Raw genomic sequence first — 14,024 nt, forward strand, 5'->3', positions numbered from 1 at the left:
AAATCAGGTGTTTCCGTCACGGAAATCCAGACCCATTTCCGAGTAACGCTCGGCCTCTTCCTGCCAGTTTTCACGCACCTTCACTTGCAAAAACAAGTGGATACGTCGGCCCATGAATTCCTCAAGCTCGGCGCGTGCGGCCTGGCTGACTGCCTTGATCGTCTCACCGCGCTTGCCCAGAACGATACCTTTGTGGCCATCGCGCTGCACATAGATGATCTGGTCAACACGAGCCGAGCCATCCTTGCGCTCTTCCCATTTCTCGGTTTCGACCGTCATTTGATAGGGCAGTTCCTGATGCAGGCGCAGGGTCAGTTTTTCGCGGGTCATTTCGGCGGCGATCATGCGCATGGGCAGATCGGCGATCTGGTCCTCTGGGTACAGCCAAGGGCCCTCGGGCAGTTCCTGGGCCAACCATTTGCGCAGATCGTCAACGCCATGCCCTTTTTCAGCCGAGATCATGAAGGTCTGAACAAAGTTGAAGCGGGCATTCAGATCCTGGGACAAAGCCAGCAAATCCTCGGCCTTGACCCGGTCAATCTTGTTGATGGCCAGAGCGATGCGACGCTCGCCCAAGTCGGCCAGCCCCTCAAGGATGCGCTCGACGCCTTCGGTAACACCGCGATGCGCCTCGACCAGCAGGACGATCACGTCCGCATCAGCAGCCCCGCCCCAGGCGGCGGCAACCATTGCGCGGTCCAGACGGCGACGCGGGCGGAACAGGCCGGGCGTGTCGACGAACACGATCTGGCTTTCACCCTCCATGGCGACGCCCCGGATGCGCGCGCGCGTGGTTTGAACCTTGTGCGTCACGATCGAGACCTTCGCCCCCACCATCCGGTTGGTCAGCGTGGATTTACCGGCGTTCGGCTCTCCGATCAGGGCCACAAAGCCTGCGCGCTTGGTCATGGTTCGTCTCTCCTTGGATCAAGGTCAGCGGCATAGCGCAAAACATCGGCCACCGCTAGCCCGCTTTGCTTTGACGGCGCAGAGAATACAGCCCGCTTGCCACGATCACTGCCCCGCCCAGCAGCGTCAAGCCGTCGGGACGCTCTTCAAAGATCACCACGGCCAGAATCAGGGCGAATACCAGACGCGAGTACCGAAACGGTGCAACAAAGCCGATTTCCCCGATGCGCATCGCCCGCGTCAGCGCGCCATACGCTAGAACGCCGACCACCGACGTGCCGATCAGCAAATAGACGGCCTCTGACGGTGGGGCTTGCAGCTGTTCGGCGCGAGATCCCATCAGGATCACCCCGGCAAGGACCATAACAGCGAAACCAAGCGTACCAAGCTGTGCGGTGGACATGCTGGGTGGACTGGCGCGCGTGGCCAGGTCACGTCCCGCAAACCCGATCATACCCAACAGCGCAAAGATCGAATAAGGCTCGAAACTGGCGGGGGTCGGGCGCAGGATCAGAAGAACGCCCGCAAAGCCCACCAGCATGGCCAGCCAGCGCCGCCAGCCGACAGGCTCGTGAAAGATCAACACCCCGCCCAAAGCCACGACCAGGGGCGCGGCTTGCAGAATAGAAGACGTGCTGGCCAAAGGCGTCAGCGCCAACGCAAGGGCAAAGAACAGTCGCCCGCCCAGCTCGAACACGGTGCGCAGTAGCAATGGACGGGTCAGGATGGCCGGATGCAGGATCGCCTCGTGCTGGCGCACGGACATGGCCACGAAAATCACCAGCCCGAAGGTTCCGAAAAGCACCAGCGCCTGCCCCGCGGGATAGGTCTGCGTGGCCGATTTATACAGCATATCTTCAAGCGCAAAGGCGCCCATGGCCAAAACCATGAACGCGGCGCCACGCAGGTTGTCGCGGCCCATGGCTATTTTCCGTTTGCGGTGATTTGCGAGAGCAGCTCTTGCGCTGCCGCCTGTTCGGCCTGTCGTTTCGAGCTGGCGGTCGCCTCGGCTTGCTCGCCCGATTGCAGGGTCACCGAGACGGTGAACACCGGCGCATGATCGGGGCCGCTGCGGTGCTTTTCAGAATACGTGGGAGGCTGCTGACCACGCGCCTGCGCCCATTCCTGAAGGCTGGTCTTGGCATCGCGGGCATCGGCCTTGACCGTGTCCACGCGATTGCCCCACAGCCGCAGTACCATGTCCCGCGCAGTTTCAAACCCGGCATCCAGATAGACCGCAGCGATAAGAGCTTCCATGGCGTCGCCAAGCAAGGCCTGCTTGCGGCGTCCGCCTGACATCATTTCCGACCGGCCCAACCGCAGCACAGCCCCCAGATCGATCTGGCGGGCTACATCAGCGCAGGCCTCTTTGCGGACAAGGGTGTTGAATTGCGGGGCCAGCTTCCCCTCGGATGCGGATTTGTCCCGCGCCAGCAATGCCTCGGCCATGACAAGGCCCAGAACCCGGTCGCCCAGAAACTCCAGCCGTTGGTTGTCCTGCCGTGTGGGCGAAGACACCGACGAATGGGTCAGCGCGCGCACCAGCAGTTCGGGCCGTCCGAATGTGTGCCCGATCCGGCCCTCAAAGGCCTTTAATTCCGCCGAAAGCCTCACTCGACCCCCACAAAGAAGCGATCCCCACGCCATGCCCAGACCGAGAACAGCGAGCTGCCCGCAGACGAGAACATGATGCGATCCGCGCGGCCAATCAGATTTTCCAGCGGCACAAAGCCCACCCCACCCACGGCCTGCGGCACGCGGCTGTCGGTCGAGTTATCGCGGTTATCCCCCATGAAGAAGAAATGCCCTTCGGGAACAGTATAAACGCCGGTGTGGTCAGACTGCTGATCGGTGATGTTTAGGATCGCATGCGAGACGCCGTTGGGCAGCGTTTCGATCTGGCGCGACTTCTGACAGACGCCGCCGGTGCCCACGGGGCCGTTTTCGCAGCGCGGGCGCAGGCGTTGCGGGCCTTGCGCGTCGGCGACCTCTTCAAACACGCCGTCATCCTTCACCTCGACCGCCTTGCCGTTCAGATAGAGCCGCCCCGCCTTCATCTGCACGGTATCCCCTGGCAGGCCGATCAGGCGTTTGACGTAATCCGCGCCGGTCACCGGGTGGCGGAATACGATCACATCGCCACGCTCGGGCTCGCTGCCCAGGAACCGCTTGTTGTCACCATCCAGGAAACCGCAGATGTCCTTGGCATCGATGTCCAGCCCGAACGCGCGGATGCTGGGGCACGAAGCATAGGAGTAGCCATAGACCATCTTGTTCACGAACAGGAAATCCCCGATCAGCAGCGTGTCCTTCATCGAACCGGACGGAATCCAGAACGGTTGGAAAAACACGGTACGGAACACGCCCGCAATCAGCAGAGCGTAGACAACGGTCTTAATGGTCTCGACCAAACCGCTGTCTTTCTTTTCCTTCTTCGCCATCGGGCAAACTCCTGAAAATCTGTTGCTGGCTACATGCGGGGCTGCGCCAAAGGTGTCAAGGTAGCGGGCGCGCCTCGATCACGACAAAGGCCTGCGCCCAAGGGTGATCATCGGTCAAAGTGACGTGAATGATGGCCTCGTGACCCTCGGGGGTCATTTCGTTCAGCCGCTCGAGGGCCCAGCCCGTAACCTCCATCACCGGTTGACCGGTACGCAGATTGCTGACGGCCATGTCCTTCCAGCTGATCCCCATGCGCAGACCCGTGCCCAGCGCCTTGGAGCACGCCTCTTTCGCGGCCCAACGTTTGGCATAGGTCCCGGCAATGTCCTTGCGCCGTTCGGCCTTGCGCTGTTCGACCTCGGTGAAGACACGGTTGCGGAAGCGGTCCCCGAAACGCTCCAGCGTGCCTGAGATCCGCTCGATATTGGCCAGATCAGTGCCGATGCCCAGGATCATGTTTCAGCGCCCGTTCAGACCCGATTTGGCGCCCATCCCCAGGAAAAACCGAGTGGTCAGGAAGGCAATCACCGCCTGCAGCAGCACCGCGCCCATCAGCATCCCGGCGCCAAGGGGCTGCGCCATCATCGCTTGCAGTTGCGGCACCACGAAGGTCAGCACAACAGTAAAGATCATGGTGATGGCCAGCACGACCAGAGCTGCAGTCCGCGCAAATCGCCACATCTGACCGCTTTCGGGCATCTGGCGGGTTTTGCGGGCATATTTGTTCCCTTCAATCATCGCGGCAACCAAGGGCGGCAGCAGCACCATGCCCCCGTTCGAGATGTCAAAGTCAAACAGCTGGACGACCATCAGCGTCAGGAACCAAAGCCCGACGCTGACGCCCAGAAAAACGATGGTATAGCGAATGATATTCATGGGTTTCTCCTGGGTTCGGGCGGCTATTTCCAGCGCCCGACCTTTCTGGGGTAAGGTTCCAAGGCATAGTGGATTTCGGACCAGAAGGCGTTTTCGCGATAGCGCCCCTTGTAGGTCTCAAAGTCAATGTAGCCATCAACCATATGGGCCTTTTTCTTGTAGGTGGCCCGCGCGGTGATCTCGCGGATGTCGCCACGCTTCATCATCTCGACCGGGCCCTTCCATCCGTCTTCGGGGATGTCGAACAGGTGCCAGGCGTCCACGATGAACGACTGGCCATTGGACAGTTTACACACCAGTCGGCGCGCCTGCGGAAACCCTGTCAAAACATAGGTCGCGCGGCCACCCCCGGTCTGCTTGGTCAGATGACCCCGGCCTTTTTCCTCGGCGCATTGAGGGATGTCCCGAAAGCGGCGAAATTCGACCTTGAAAACCCATGTTTCCGCCGGATAGGGCGCATAGGTTTCCGCGCTGGCGGTGCTGGCCAGCATTGCGATTGCCGTGATCAGCCACTTCATGCGCGAGCCTCGTCCATCAGGCGGCGCATTTCGTGGATAGCAGGCGTGAGCCCGCGAAAGATGGATTCGCCAATGATGAAATGGCCGATGTTCAGCTCCATCACCTCGGGAAAGGCCGCGATGGGCGCGACAGTGTCATAAGTCAGGCCATGGCCCGCATGGACCTCGAGCCCCAGCGAATGCGCATAGGCCGACATTTCGCGCAGGGCCTCAAGCTCGGCATCGCGTTCATCGAAACGACCTTCGGCATGGGCGTCGCAATAGGCACCGGTGTGCAATTCGATCACCTGGGCCCCGATGCGCGCGGCGGCTTCGATCTGCTTTCTATCAGCGGCGATGAAAATCGATACTCGGCACCCCGCCTCGCGCAAGGGCGCAATATAATGCGCCAAACGGTTTTCATCGCGCGCGACTTCCAGCCCGCCTTCTGTGGTGCGTTCTTCGCGTTTTTCAGGAACGATACAGACCGCATGTGGTTTGTGACGCAGCGCGATTCTCTGCATCTCGTCGGTCGCGGCCATTTCAAAGTTCAGCGGCACGGTCAGGACCTCCATCAGCCCATCAATATCCGCGTCCGAAATGTGCCGGCGGTCTTCGCGCAAATGCGCCGTGATGCCATCCGCCCCTGCCTCTTCGGCCAGCTTGGCCGCCCGCAGCGGGTCCGGATACGCCCCACCTCGTGCATTCCGCACCGTGGCGACATGGTCGATGTTCACACCCAGACGCAGTTTTCCCAAAGGCTCCATCGCCTTCTCCTTCACTCTTTCGCAAGACCCCGCGGGGCAGACCCTAGTCCGGTTTTTTGCTGTCGTCAGCCGCCAGATGCGCTTTTTTCTTCAGGGCAGCAAGTTTTGCCTTCAGAGCCCCCTTGCGGCGCTTCTGATAGGCCCGGATCAGCGGCACGCTAATGTAATAAGCAACCAGTCCCGCGATGGTGCCGGGGATGATGCCGCCGATCATGAAGGGAAAGAACACCTCGTCATAAAAGACAAGCAGGTTATGCCATTCGACCTCTTGCCCGTTGAACAGGGCCAGCGCGTTGTCCTTGAGGTTCTCGCCCGCGTCCACGAACTTGCCAGCAAGCGAGCGGTGTACCTCGTCATCGTCCCCATTGCCGCGTCCCAGCAGGAAATAGCCCGTCTTCATGCTGATCACGCCAATGGGCACATAGGTCAGCGGATTACCGAAAAAGGTGCCCAAAAGCGCCGCCAGGATGTTGCCGCGCACGATAAAGGCCAGCGTAGCCGCCACGACGAAATGCATCCCGAAGAAAGGCGTAAAGGTGGTAAGGACCCCGGCGAACAGACCGCGAGCGATCTTTTCAGGCGAATCGGGCAGGCGGCGCAGGCGGTGTTGGACGTATTGGGCGGCGCGCCCCCATCCCCCGCGGGGCCAGAAGAATTCGAACACGATCTGCCAGATCGGCCTTCTGTCCCTGCGTTTGAAAACCACGAAAGGTTCCTTCCTTACCCTGAATACCCGCTCAACCGAGTGGGATCACGATGACGCGCTACGGCCGCCACGTCCCCTTCTGCCTCAAGGGCCGACATTACCGAGTGCAAATGTTCTGCGTCGCGCAGCTCGATATCCATGATCAGGCGGAAGAAATCGGGCTTGCGGTCGGCGAATTGCAAATTCGAGATATTGGCCTTCTGCTCTCCGATCAATGTGCAAATACGCCCCAGTACACCCGCATCATTGCCGATCGTCAGCTCAAGCGAGACCGGATGCACTGGCGGGTGCTGTCCAGCGTGCCAATGCAGGTCCATCCAGCGTTCGGGCTGATCCTCGTACGAGGCAAGCGCCTCGCAATCGATTGCGTGCACCACGACACCCTTGCCGCGATAGGTAATGCCAACGATCCGCTCGCCGGGCAGCGGCTGGCAGCACGGCGCCAGGTCAAACCGCTGGTCCGAAGACAGACCAACAACAGCGCGTTTGGGTTCAACCACGTCGCCCTCAACCGAGCTAAGCTCGGGATAGACGGCATGTATCACTTCGCGGGCTGTCAGCTCGGCGCTTCCAAGGCGGGCCAGCAGCTCGTCACGGCCGTCGATGCGCAAATGCCGCGCGGCAGTGTCCAGCGCCTTGTCGGTTGATTTCTTGCCGACATGTTCAAAGGCCGAGCGCGCCAGTTCCCGGCCCAGCTTGATAAACCGTTCGCGGTCCACAGCGCGCAAGGCCCTGCGAATGGCGGCCTTGGCCTTGCCGGTTGTCGCGATTTCCAGCCAGGTGCTTTGCGGCGTCTGGCCTTCGGCGGTAATGATCTCGACCGATTGGCCGTTCTTCACGCGGGTCCACAGCGGCACGCGCATCCCATCCACCTTGGCGCCTACGCAGGCGTTGCCGATCCTGGTGTGGATGGCATAGGCGAAATCGATCGGCGTCGCGCCCTTAGGCAGCTTGACCACCTCGCCCTTGGGGGTGAAGCAGAACACCTTATCGGTATACATCTCCAGCTTGACCGCTTCCATGAACTCGTCATGGTCTTCTTCAACGATCATCTGTTCGGACAGGTTTGCGATCCACTTGGCCGGGTCCACGGCAAAGGGGTTCTGGCTGCGCACACCGTCACGATAGGACCAGTGCGCGGCCACACCGGTTTCGGCCACATCATGCATCTGCCGGGTGCGGATTTGCACCTCGACCCGTTTGCCATCACGGCCCGAAACCGAGGTATGGATCGATCGGTACCCGTTCGATTTGGGCTGGCTGATGTAATCCTTGAACCGGCCCGGTACGGCGCGCCAGCGCTGATGGATCACGCCCAGTGCGCGATAGCAATCCATTTCCGTGTCGGTGATAACCCGAAAGCCATAGATGTCGGACAAGCGGCTAAAGCCCATGTCCTTTTCCTGCATCTTGCGCCAGATCGAGTAGGGTTTCTTGGCACGCCCAAAGACCTGAGCTTCGATCCCGGCCTCTTCCAGCTCGTGACGCATGTCGCCGGTGATGCGATGGATCACGTCCCCGGTTTCTTTTTGCAGCATCACGAAGCGGCGCATGATGCTGGCGCGGCCCTCGGGGTTAAGCACCTTGAAGGCCAGATCCTCCAGCTCTTCGCGCATCCATTGCATCCCCATCCGTCCGGCAAGGGGGGCAAAGATGTCCATGGTCTCGCGCGCTTTGACGACCTGCTTTTCAGGTCGCATGGCGTTGATCGTGCGCATGTTGTGCAAACGGTCGGCCAGCTTGACCAGAATAACCCGCAGATCCTTGGACATCGCCATGAACAGCTTGCGGAAGTTCTCGGCCTGCTTGGTTTCGCTGCTGGACAGCTGCAGGTTGGTCAGCTTGGTAACGCCGTCGACCAGCTCGGCCACATCGGTGCCAAACAGCTTTTCGACCTGGGAATAGTTGGCCTTGGTATCCTCGATCGTGTCGTGCAGCAACGCGGTGACGATGGTGGCATCGTCCAGACGCTGTTCGGTCAGGATGGCGGCAACGGCGACGGGATGGGTGAAATAGGGCTCGCCCGAGTGGCGATACTGCCCCTCGTGCATCTGCAGCCCAAAGTCATAGGCCCGCCGCAGCAGGTCTTCGTTCGTGTTCGGATTGTAATTGCGGACCAGAGCGATCAGGTCATCAACCGCGATCATAAAACCCGCTTTCCGTGGCTAGGGGCAGGCTTAGCCCTGCCCTTGAGCTTCCATCAACTGACGCAGCAGCATTTCTTCGGACATGTCGTCCGCGGCCGGTTTGTCCTCGGGTTCACCACCGCCCATCAGCAGGGCCATGTTGTCATCCTCGGGCATGTCGACCTCGATCTGGGTCTGGTTGCTCTCGATCAGGCGCTCGCGCAGCTCGTCGGCCGATTGGGTTTCCTCGGCAATCTCGCGCAGGGCAACAACGGGGTTCTTGTCGTTGTCACGGTCCACGGTGATCGGGGCACCGGCCGACACTTCACGTGCGCGGTGAGCAGCGAGCATAACCAGCTCGAAGCGGTTCGGAACCTTGTCTACGCAATCTTCAACGGTAACGCGGGCCATCGGGCACTCCAATCAGAGGGGTGAGAGTATGAAAGGCGCTTTCTAGGCTCAAAATAAGGGATTGACAACCCAAATTTCAAATCGGTTTTACCTCGTCTCGCGCAATTTTCGGCAAGCTCTCGCACAACTGCCGGGTGGTCTGGTTCAGAACGGGATGAGACCAGTCCGGCGCGACGTCCAGCATCGGCACCAGCACAAAGGCCCGGTCCTGTAACCTGGGGTGCGGCAGGATCAGTTGCTGTGGGGCCTCGGTTTGCTGTCGGTCAAGCGGCAGCTCCAGCCAGGTGCGGAAAACAGCCACGTCGGGCAAAACCCTTTGTCCGTGGGCGATAAGATCGATATCCACCGTCCGCGCGCCCCAACGCCGGTCGCGCTGACGGCCCAGGTTGGCCTCGACCTTGTGCAGCAGCTCCAGCAATGGGCCGGGCTCTTGCCGCGTGTCCACAACCACCACCGCATTCACATAGTCAGGCCCCGCCCCGGCGGGAAAACAGGGTGTTTCGTAGAACCGGCTGGTTCTAAGCACCCGCACTCCGCTTGCCGAAATTTTCGCTAAGGCAAGTCGCAACAGCTGCTCTGGCCCCTGACCGTCCAGAGACTGATTCGATCCTAAGGCAAGCACGACGACTTGATCGGTATTCTGCAAGACCCTATCCTTTCGAGCGTAGTAACCCACTTGCTAACTGTTTCTGATAAACATAATTCTGAAACTAGTCGCGCCTGATTTTTTCACTCACTCACTCACGGACAGTCGGCGCGCATTAAAAAATTGGGAAGGATTTTTATGTTCTACAAAGACGAACGGCTGGCGCTGTTCATCGACGGATCAAATTTATATGCTGCGGCCAAAGCTCTTGGCTTTGACATTGATTATAAGTTGCTTCGCCAGGAATTCATGCGCCGCGGGAAACTGCTTAGGGCCTTTTATTATACTGCCCTGCTGGAAAACGACGAATACTCGCCCATCCGGCCGCTGGTCGACTGGCTGCACTACAACGGCTTCACCATGGTGACCAAGCCGGCCAAGGAATACACCGACAGCCAGGGCCGCCGGAAGGTCAAAGGCAACATGGACATCGAGCTGACCGTCGACGCGATGGAGCTGGCCCCGCGTGTTGATCACGTTGTGCTGTTCTCGGGCGATGGGGATTTCCGTCCGCTGGTGGAATCGCTGCAACGTCAGGGTGTGCGCGTGTCGGTCGTGTCGACCATTCGCAGCCAACCGCCAATGATTGCAGACGAACTGCGCCGTCAGGCCGACAACTTCATCGAACTGGACGAGCTGAAAGAGGTCATCGGGCGCCCCCCGCGCGAAGTCCCCTTGGAGCGCGAGACCGTCTATTCGTCGTGACACCTTACGGGTCGGGCCCGCCGCCTGTCACTGATCCGCCTGCGCATTGATCATGTCATGCCGTCGGATCACCGCTGCGGGCCACGTGCTTTTAATGAAAGCCAGCACAGCCAGTATGTCCCCATCCGACAGGATGTCCTCGTACCCGGCCATGCGCGACCTGTAGCCACCGCCAACCATCGCCTCGGTCCCGTATTTCGTGGTCAGGAACAAAATCCGGTCCGGATGGTGCCATGTATGCCCCGAGGCATCATGCGGCGGCGCGGGCAGATAGCCCTCGGCGTCGCGGTCGCGCCAGTTCGGCTCGCCTTCCAGGTTCGCCCCGTGGCAACTGGCGCAATTCTCGGCATATATCTGCTGGCCGGCACGCACAGCGGAGGGGTTGTCATAAGGCACGAACCCTTCGGCCTGAACATTGCCAGCCGCCAAAACCGCTGCCAGAGAATAGAACGCTTTGCGCATGACCCCTCCTGTCCTTCGGTTCCATTGCATCAGATCACCCGGCGACGATCAACACCGCCGCTGCTCACGGTTGCGTGTTCCATTGCGCCCAAGGGGCTGGACGCTTGGGGGTTAAGGCCTTACCTCTGACCCCACAGGAGAGCCCGCATGACCAAACAACCGTTGACCATCTATCTTGCTGCCCCGCGCGGGTTCTGTGCAGGCGTTGACCGCGCCATCAAGATCGTCGAAATGGCGATCCAGAAATGGGGGGCGCCCGTCTATGTCCGCCACGAGATCGTGCATAACAAATACGTGGTCGACAGCCTGCGCGACCAAGGCGCCGTCTTCGTGGAAGAGCTTGAGGATTGCCCCGACGACCGCCCGGTGATTTTCTCGGCCCATGGGGTGCCCAAATCGGTGCCCGCGGCCGCCTCGGCGCGCCAGATGGTCTATGTGGATGCCACCTGTCCGCTTGTCTCGAAAGTGCATATCGAGGCCGAGCGGCACTTTGAAAACGGGCTACAGATCATCATGATCGGACACGCAGGCCACCCCGAAACCATCGGCACCATGGGTCAGCTGCCGGAAGGAGAGGTGCTGCTGGTCGAAACCGTCGAGGACGTCGCCAGCGTTGCCGTGCGCGATCCGTCCAAGCTGGCGTTCGTGACGCAGACCACACTGTCGGTGGACGATACGATCGACATCATCGCGGCCCTTAATGCGCGCTTTCCCCAGATCGTTGGCCCTCATAAAGAGGACATCTGCTATGCCACGACAAACCGGCAAGCTGCGGTCAAGGCGATTGCTCCGCGCTCGGACGCGCTGTTGGTCGTGGGGGCGCCGAACTCGTCCAACTCGCGCCGTCTGGTCGAGGTCGCCTCGCGCAATGGCTGCGACTATGCCCAACTGGTGCAGCGCGCCACGGATATCGACTGGCGCGCGCTTGAAGGCATCCGGTCGATCGGCATCACGGCTGGCGCCTCGGCCCCCGAGGTTCTGATCTCTGAGGTTGTCGATGCATTCCGCGCCCGCTTTGATGCACAGGTCGAGATCGTGGAAACCGCGCAGGAAAACATCGAGTTCAAGGTCCCCCGCGTTCTGCGTGAAACTGCCTGAACCACCCATAGGCCACGCAATGATCCAGATCCCACGCACGCCCCTACTGATCGGCCTTGCCGGGTTGCTCCCATTCCTTTGGAGCGCCCTGACCGTCACCTTTGACTCCCTTGCCGTCTGGAGCATTCAGGCCCTGGGTGCCCGCTTCACTGGACCATATATCGGTGTCTTCTACGGCGCGGTGATCCTGGCCTTCATGTCGGGCATCCTGTGGGGCTTTGCCACAAAATCGGACCGGCCACTGGGGTATCTTTTGTCCGTCCCGCCGGCCTTTTGGGCGTTCTATTCCACGGGCGGAGGCCACGTCACCGCCGCGCTTAACCTTGCAATCGGCTTTCTGGCAATCTTGCTGGTGGACGCCTATTTCGTGCGTCACCGGCTGGCGCCAGATTGGTGGATGGCCCTGCGTATCCCGCTGAGTATCGTCGTCGTTGCCTGCCTTCTGATCACGGCCACCTCATGAGCTCGGATCCTCGTACCATCCAGATCTATGACGAACGCGCGGGCGAGTATGCCTCGGTCACAGCGGACCATATCGAAACGCCGCTACTGCAAGCCTTTATCGCCGCCCTGCCCTCTGATGCGCATGTTCTGGATCTGGGCTGCGGTCCGGGGTTGTTCGCAGCAGCCATGGAGGCAAAGGGGCTGACGGTGGATGCCACCGATGCCTCGGAGCAGATGGTGGCTTTGGCCAACCAGCAACCAGGCGTCAGCGCCCGGCAGGCAAGCTTTGCTGATCTGGATGCGCGGGAACATTATGACGGCGTCTGGGCCAACTTCAGCTTACTGCACGCCCCGCGCGCAGACATGCCCGGCCACTTGGCCCGTATCCACTCAGCGCTGAAACCCGGCGGACAGTTCCACATGACCGTGAAAACCGGCACGGGCGAGGCGCGTGACCGGCTGGGGCGTTTTTATACCTACTATCAACCCTGCGAAATGCGGGCGCTGCTGGAGGACGCGGGCTTCACCGTCACGAAAATCACGCCCGGACGCGATAAAGGGCTGGACGGCAGCTTGTCTGATTGGATATCGGTGGCCTCCCATGCCTGAACTATATGCTTATACCGACGGAGCTTGCTCTGGTAATCCCGGCCCCGGTGGCTGGGGCGTTCTGCTGCGCGCGATGGACGGCGACTCCATCGTCAAAGAACGCGAGCTTTCGGGCGGTGCGGCCGAGACCACAAACAACCAGATGGAACTTTTGGCCGCGATCAACGCGCTGGAAACGCTGGCAAAACCCTCGGTTATCACGGTTGTGACCGACAGCGCCTACGTCAAGAACGGCGTCACCGGCTGGATCCACGGGTGGAAGCGGAACGGTTGGAAAACCGCCTCCAGAAAACCGGTGAAAAACGTCGAGCTGTGGCAGCGACTGGACGAGGCCCAAGCCCGGCATCAGGTCACCTGGGAATGGGTCAAAGGCCACGCCGGCCACCCCGAGAACGAACGCGCGGACGAGCTGGCCCGCGCCGGCATGGCGCCCTTCAAACCAAGCAAGGCAAGCCAATGAGCGCGCTTGCGATGTTGGATTATGCCTCGGTCGCGGTGTTCGCCCTGACCGGCGCCTTGGCCGCGTCTCGCGCGCAGTTGGACCTTGTTGGGTTCGCCTTCATCGCGTGTCTGACAGCCGTGGGCGGAGGCACTCTGCGCGATTTGCTACTGGATCGAAACCCGCTGTTCTGGATCGCCCAGCCGTCCTATATCGCCCTTGCTGCCTGTGCTGCCCTGCTGGTTTTCTTCACCGCTCACCTGTTCGAAAGCCGCTATCGGTTGCTACTTTGGCTGGATAGCATCGCCTTGGCCGTGGCCGTTCCGGCCGGGGTCAGCCTGGCCCTAAGCCAGGGGCAACCCGCCCCCATTGTGATGATCATGGGCATGATCACCGGCACCTTCGGGGGCCTGATGCGTGACGTGGTCTGCAACGAAGTACCATTGGTGCTGAAACAAGGCGAGCTATACGTCACCGCCGCCTTCGCCGGATCGGCCGCAGCGGTGCTGGCCCAATGGCTGGACCTTTCGACCCCGATCAGCCTGATGATCTGCGCAGGTACAACTTGGGCCCTGCGCGCCGGTTCGATGCAGTTCGGCTGGCAACTGCCGGTCTATAAAAGCCGCCCGCCCAAACAGTGATCTATTTCTGGATATAGGTCTGCCACAGCCAGATCAGCAGCATCGCGCCCAGGACCGCCCCGATCAGCCCGGCAAATGCGCCCATCACGCTCAGCAAAAACCGCAGGACCAGCCCGCCGATCAACGCGCCGGCAATGCCAATGGCGATGGTCGGGATGATCTGCATTTCCAGCTTCATCAACCGGGTGGCCAGAAAACCGGCCGCGGCCCCAATGATAACCAACCAGATGACGCCCATGGTTCCCT

20 protein-coding genes are annotated in these 14,024 nt (G+C 60.7%); 6 read left to right on the forward strand and 14 right to left on the reverse strand.

Annotation, left to right across the window (positions count from 1 at the left end; all coding sequences use genetic code 11):
- Positions 1-3: 3 nt before the first annotated feature.
- From era to folK, 12 genes are all read right to left on the reverse strand, one after another.
- Positions 4-909: a GTPase Era gene (era, locus tag ACOQOQ_RS02315; RefSeq protein WP_420568539.1), complete on the reverse strand. Its 906-nt coding sequence runs from the start codon at positions 907-909 to the stop codon at positions 4-6.
- Positions 910-964: 55 nt separating this feature from the next.
- The gene (locus ACOQOQ_RS02320; RefSeq protein WP_420568540.1) at positions 965-1,831 is read right to left on the reverse strand and encodes a DMT family transporter; all 867 of its coding nucleotides are present in this window, start codon (positions 1,829-1,831) and stop codon (positions 965-967) included.
- A gap of 2 nt (positions 1,832-1,833) precedes the next feature.
- Positions 1,834-2,523, reverse strand: a complete 690-nt coding sequence (rnc, locus tag ACOQOQ_RS02325; RefSeq protein ID WP_420568541.1) for a ribonuclease III — start codon at positions 2,521-2,523, stop codon at positions 1,834-1,836.
- Positions 2,520-3,350, reverse strand: a complete 831-nt coding sequence (lepB, locus tag ACOQOQ_RS02330) for a signal peptidase I (protein ID WP_420568542.1) — start codon at positions 3,348-3,350, stop codon at positions 2,520-2,522. The genes rnc and lepB overlap by 4 nt, the downstream gene beginning before the upstream one ends.
- A 55-nt stretch (positions 3,351-3,405) precedes the next feature.
- Positions 3,406-3,807 carry a holo-ACP synthase gene (acpS, locus tag ACOQOQ_RS02335; protein WP_420568543.1) on the reverse strand — a complete coding sequence of 134 codons (402 nt, stop codon included), beginning with the start codon at positions 3,805-3,807 and terminating at the stop codon, positions 3,406-3,408.
- Between the two features lie 3 nt (positions 3,808-3,810).
- A complete protein-coding gene (locus ACOQOQ_RS02340) occupies positions 3,811-4,227 on the reverse strand; it encodes an ABZJ_00895 family protein (protein WP_420568544.1) in 417 nt (138 codons plus the stop codon).
- Between the two features lie 23 nt (positions 4,228-4,250).
- Positions 4,251-4,745 carry a hypothetical protein gene (locus ACOQOQ_RS02345; RefSeq protein ID WP_420568545.1) on the reverse strand — a complete coding sequence of 165 codons (495 nt, stop codon included), beginning with the start codon at positions 4,743-4,745 and terminating at the stop codon, positions 4,251-4,253.
- Positions 4,742-5,491, reverse strand: coding sequence for a pyridoxine 5'-phosphate synthase (locus ACOQOQ_RS02350; RefSeq protein ID WP_420568546.1), 750 nt, complete (start codon positions 5,489-5,491; stop codon positions 4,742-4,744). Before ACOQOQ_RS02350 ends, ACOQOQ_RS02345 begins: the two co-directional genes overlap by 4 nt.
- Before the next feature lie 43 nt (positions 5,492-5,534).
- Positions 5,535-6,197, reverse strand: coding sequence for a DUF2062 domain-containing protein (locus ACOQOQ_RS02355; RefSeq protein WP_420568547.1), 663 nt, complete (start codon positions 6,195-6,197; stop codon positions 5,535-5,537).
- A gap of 14 nt (positions 6,198-6,211) precedes the next feature.
- Positions 6,212-8,344: a RelA/SpoT family protein gene (locus ACOQOQ_RS02360; protein WP_420568548.1), complete on the reverse strand. Its 2,133-nt coding sequence runs from the start codon at positions 8,342-8,344 to the stop codon at positions 6,212-6,214.
- A gap of 30 nt (positions 8,345-8,374) precedes the next feature.
- Positions 8,375-8,734, reverse strand: a complete 360-nt coding sequence (gene rpoZ, locus ACOQOQ_RS02365) for a DNA-directed RNA polymerase subunit omega (protein ID WP_420568549.1) — start codon at positions 8,732-8,734, stop codon at positions 8,375-8,377.
- Between the two features lie 76 nt (positions 8,735-8,810).
- Complete coding sequence (gene folK, locus ACOQOQ_RS02370) at positions 8,811-9,380, reverse strand: 2-amino-4-hydroxy-6-hydroxymethyldihydropteridine diphosphokinase (RefSeq protein ID WP_420568550.1); 570 nt, start codon at positions 9,378-9,380, stop codon at positions 8,811-8,813.
- 138 nt (positions 9,381-9,518) lie between these two features.
- Between folK and ACOQOQ_RS02375 the strand changes: the two genes are divergently transcribed.
- Entirely contained in the window at positions 9,519-10,085 is a 567-nt protein-coding gene (locus ACOQOQ_RS02375; protein WP_420568551.1) for an NYN domain-containing protein, read from the forward strand.
- Positions 10,086-10,112: 27 nt separating this feature from the next.
- On the opposite strand, the gene ACOQOQ_RS02380 is transcribed toward ACOQOQ_RS02375, so the two are convergent.
- The gene (locus ACOQOQ_RS02380; RefSeq protein ID WP_420568552.1) at positions 10,113-10,547 is read right to left on the reverse strand and encodes a c-type cytochrome; all 435 of its coding nucleotides are present in this window, start codon (positions 10,545-10,547) and stop codon (positions 10,113-10,115) included.
- A 147-nt stretch (positions 10,548-10,694) separates the two neighbouring features.
- Here ACOQOQ_RS02380 and ispH point away from each other — a divergent pair, with 147 nt between their 5' ends.
- The 5 genes from ispH to ACOQOQ_RS02405 are packed head-to-tail and all read left to right on the forward strand — an operon-like array spanning position 10,695 to position 13,778.
- Positions 10,695-11,645 carry a 4-hydroxy-3-methylbut-2-enyl diphosphate reductase gene (ispH, locus tag ACOQOQ_RS02385; protein WP_420568553.1) on the forward strand — a complete coding sequence of 317 codons (951 nt, stop codon included), beginning with the start codon at positions 10,695-10,697 and terminating at the stop codon, positions 11,643-11,645.
- Between the two features lie 19 nt (positions 11,646-11,664).
- Positions 11,665-12,108, forward strand: coding sequence for a DUF3429 domain-containing protein (locus ACOQOQ_RS02390; protein ID WP_420568554.1), 444 nt, complete (start codon positions 11,665-11,667; stop codon positions 12,106-12,108).
- The gene (locus tag ACOQOQ_RS02395) at positions 12,105-12,698 is read left to right on the forward strand and encodes a class I SAM-dependent DNA methyltransferase (RefSeq protein ID WP_420568555.1); all 594 of its coding nucleotides are present in this window, start codon (positions 12,105-12,107) and stop codon (positions 12,696-12,698) included. The genes ACOQOQ_RS02390 and ACOQOQ_RS02395 overlap by 4 nt, the downstream gene beginning before the upstream one ends.
- Entirely contained in the window at positions 12,691-13,158 is a 468-nt protein-coding gene (gene rnhA / locus ACOQOQ_RS02400; protein ID WP_420568556.1) for a ribonuclease HI, read from the forward strand. The genes ACOQOQ_RS02395 and rnhA overlap by 8 nt, the downstream gene beginning before the upstream one ends.
- Positions 13,155-13,778 (forward strand): trimeric intracellular cation channel family protein, encoded by a 624-nt coding sequence (locus ACOQOQ_RS02405; protein WP_420568557.1) that lies wholly within the window; start codon positions 13,155-13,157, stop codon positions 13,776-13,778. The genes rnhA and ACOQOQ_RS02405 overlap by 4 nt, the downstream gene beginning before the upstream one ends.
- Position 13,779: 1 nt before the next feature.
- Here the strand turns inward: ACOQOQ_RS02405 and ACOQOQ_RS02410 are convergent, their stop codons facing one another.
- Positions 13,780-14,016, reverse strand: coding sequence for a GlsB/YeaQ/YmgE family stress response membrane protein (locus ACOQOQ_RS02410; protein ID WP_420568558.1), 237 nt, complete (start codon positions 14,014-14,016; stop codon positions 13,780-13,782).
- Positions 14,017-14,024 lie beyond the last annotated feature (8 nt).

Origin of the sequence: Thalassovita sp., from assembly GCF_965218685.1 — a bacterium.
Lineage (GTDB): Bacteria > Pseudomonadota > Alphaproteobacteria > Rhodobacterales > Rhodobacteraceae > Thalassobius.

Excerpts from the sequence above, each read along its gene's own strand:
- era (WP_420568539.1), bottom strand. The coding sequence starts at position 909 with ATGACCAAGCGCGCAGGCTTTGTGGCCCTGATCGGAGAGCCGAACGCC.
- ACOQOQ_RS02320 (WP_420568540.1), bottom strand. The coding sequence starts at position 1,831 with ATGGGCCGCGACAACCTGCGTGGCGCCGCGTTCATGGTTTTGGCCATG.
- lepB (WP_420568542.1), bottom strand. The coding sequence starts at position 3,350 with ATGGCGAAGAAGGAAAAGAAAGACAGCGGTTTGGTCGAGACCATTAAG.
- acpS (WP_420568543.1), bottom strand. The coding sequence starts at position 3,807 with ATGATCCTGGGCATCGGCACTGATCTGGCCAATATCGAGCGGATCTCA.
- ACOQOQ_RS02340 (WP_420568544.1), bottom strand. The coding sequence starts at position 4,227 with ATGAATATCATTCGCTATACCATCGTTTTTCTGGGCGTCAGCGTCGGG.
- ACOQOQ_RS02345 (WP_420568545.1), bottom strand. The coding sequence starts at position 4,745 with ATGAAGTGGCTGATCACGGCAATCGCAATGCTGGCCAGCACCGCCAGC.
- ACOQOQ_RS02350 (WP_420568546.1), bottom strand. The coding sequence starts at position 5,491 with ATGGAGCCTTTGGGAAAACTGCGTCTGGGTGTGAACATCGACCATGTC.
- ACOQOQ_RS02360 (WP_420568548.1), bottom strand. The coding sequence starts at position 8,344 with ATGATCGCGGTTGATGACCTGATCGCTCTGGTCCGCAATTACAATCCG.
- rpoZ (WP_420568549.1), bottom strand. The coding sequence starts at position 8,734 with ATGGCCCGCGTTACCGTTGAAGATTGCGTAGACAAGGTTCCGAACCGC.
- ACOQOQ_RS02375 (WP_420568551.1), top strand. The coding sequence starts at position 9,519 with ATGTTCTACAAAGACGAACGGCTGGCGCTGTTCATCGACGGATCAAAT.
- ACOQOQ_RS02380 (WP_420568552.1), bottom strand. The coding sequence starts at position 10,547 with ATGCGCAAAGCGTTCTATTCTCTGGCAGCGGTTTTGGCGGCTGGCAAT.
- ispH (WP_420568553.1), top strand. The coding sequence starts at position 10,695 with ATGACCAAACAACCGTTGACCATCTATCTTGCTGCCCCGCGCGGGTTC.
- ACOQOQ_RS02390 (WP_420568554.1), top strand. The coding sequence starts at position 11,665 with ATGATCCAGATCCCACGCACGCCCCTACTGATCGGCCTTGCCGGGTTG.
- ACOQOQ_RS02395 (WP_420568555.1), top strand. The coding sequence starts at position 12,105 with ATGAGCTCGGATCCTCGTACCATCCAGATCTATGACGAACGCGCGGGC.
- rnhA (WP_420568556.1), top strand. The coding sequence starts at position 12,691 with ATGCCTGAACTATATGCTTATACCGACGGAGCTTGCTCTGGTAATCCC.
- ACOQOQ_RS02405 (WP_420568557.1), top strand. The coding sequence starts at position 13,155 with ATGAGCGCGCTTGCGATGTTGGATTATGCCTCGGTCGCGGTGTTCGCC.
- ACOQOQ_RS02410 (WP_420568558.1), bottom strand. The coding sequence starts at position 14,016 with ATGGGCGTCATCTGGTTGGTTATCATTGGGGCCGCGGCCGGTTTTCTG.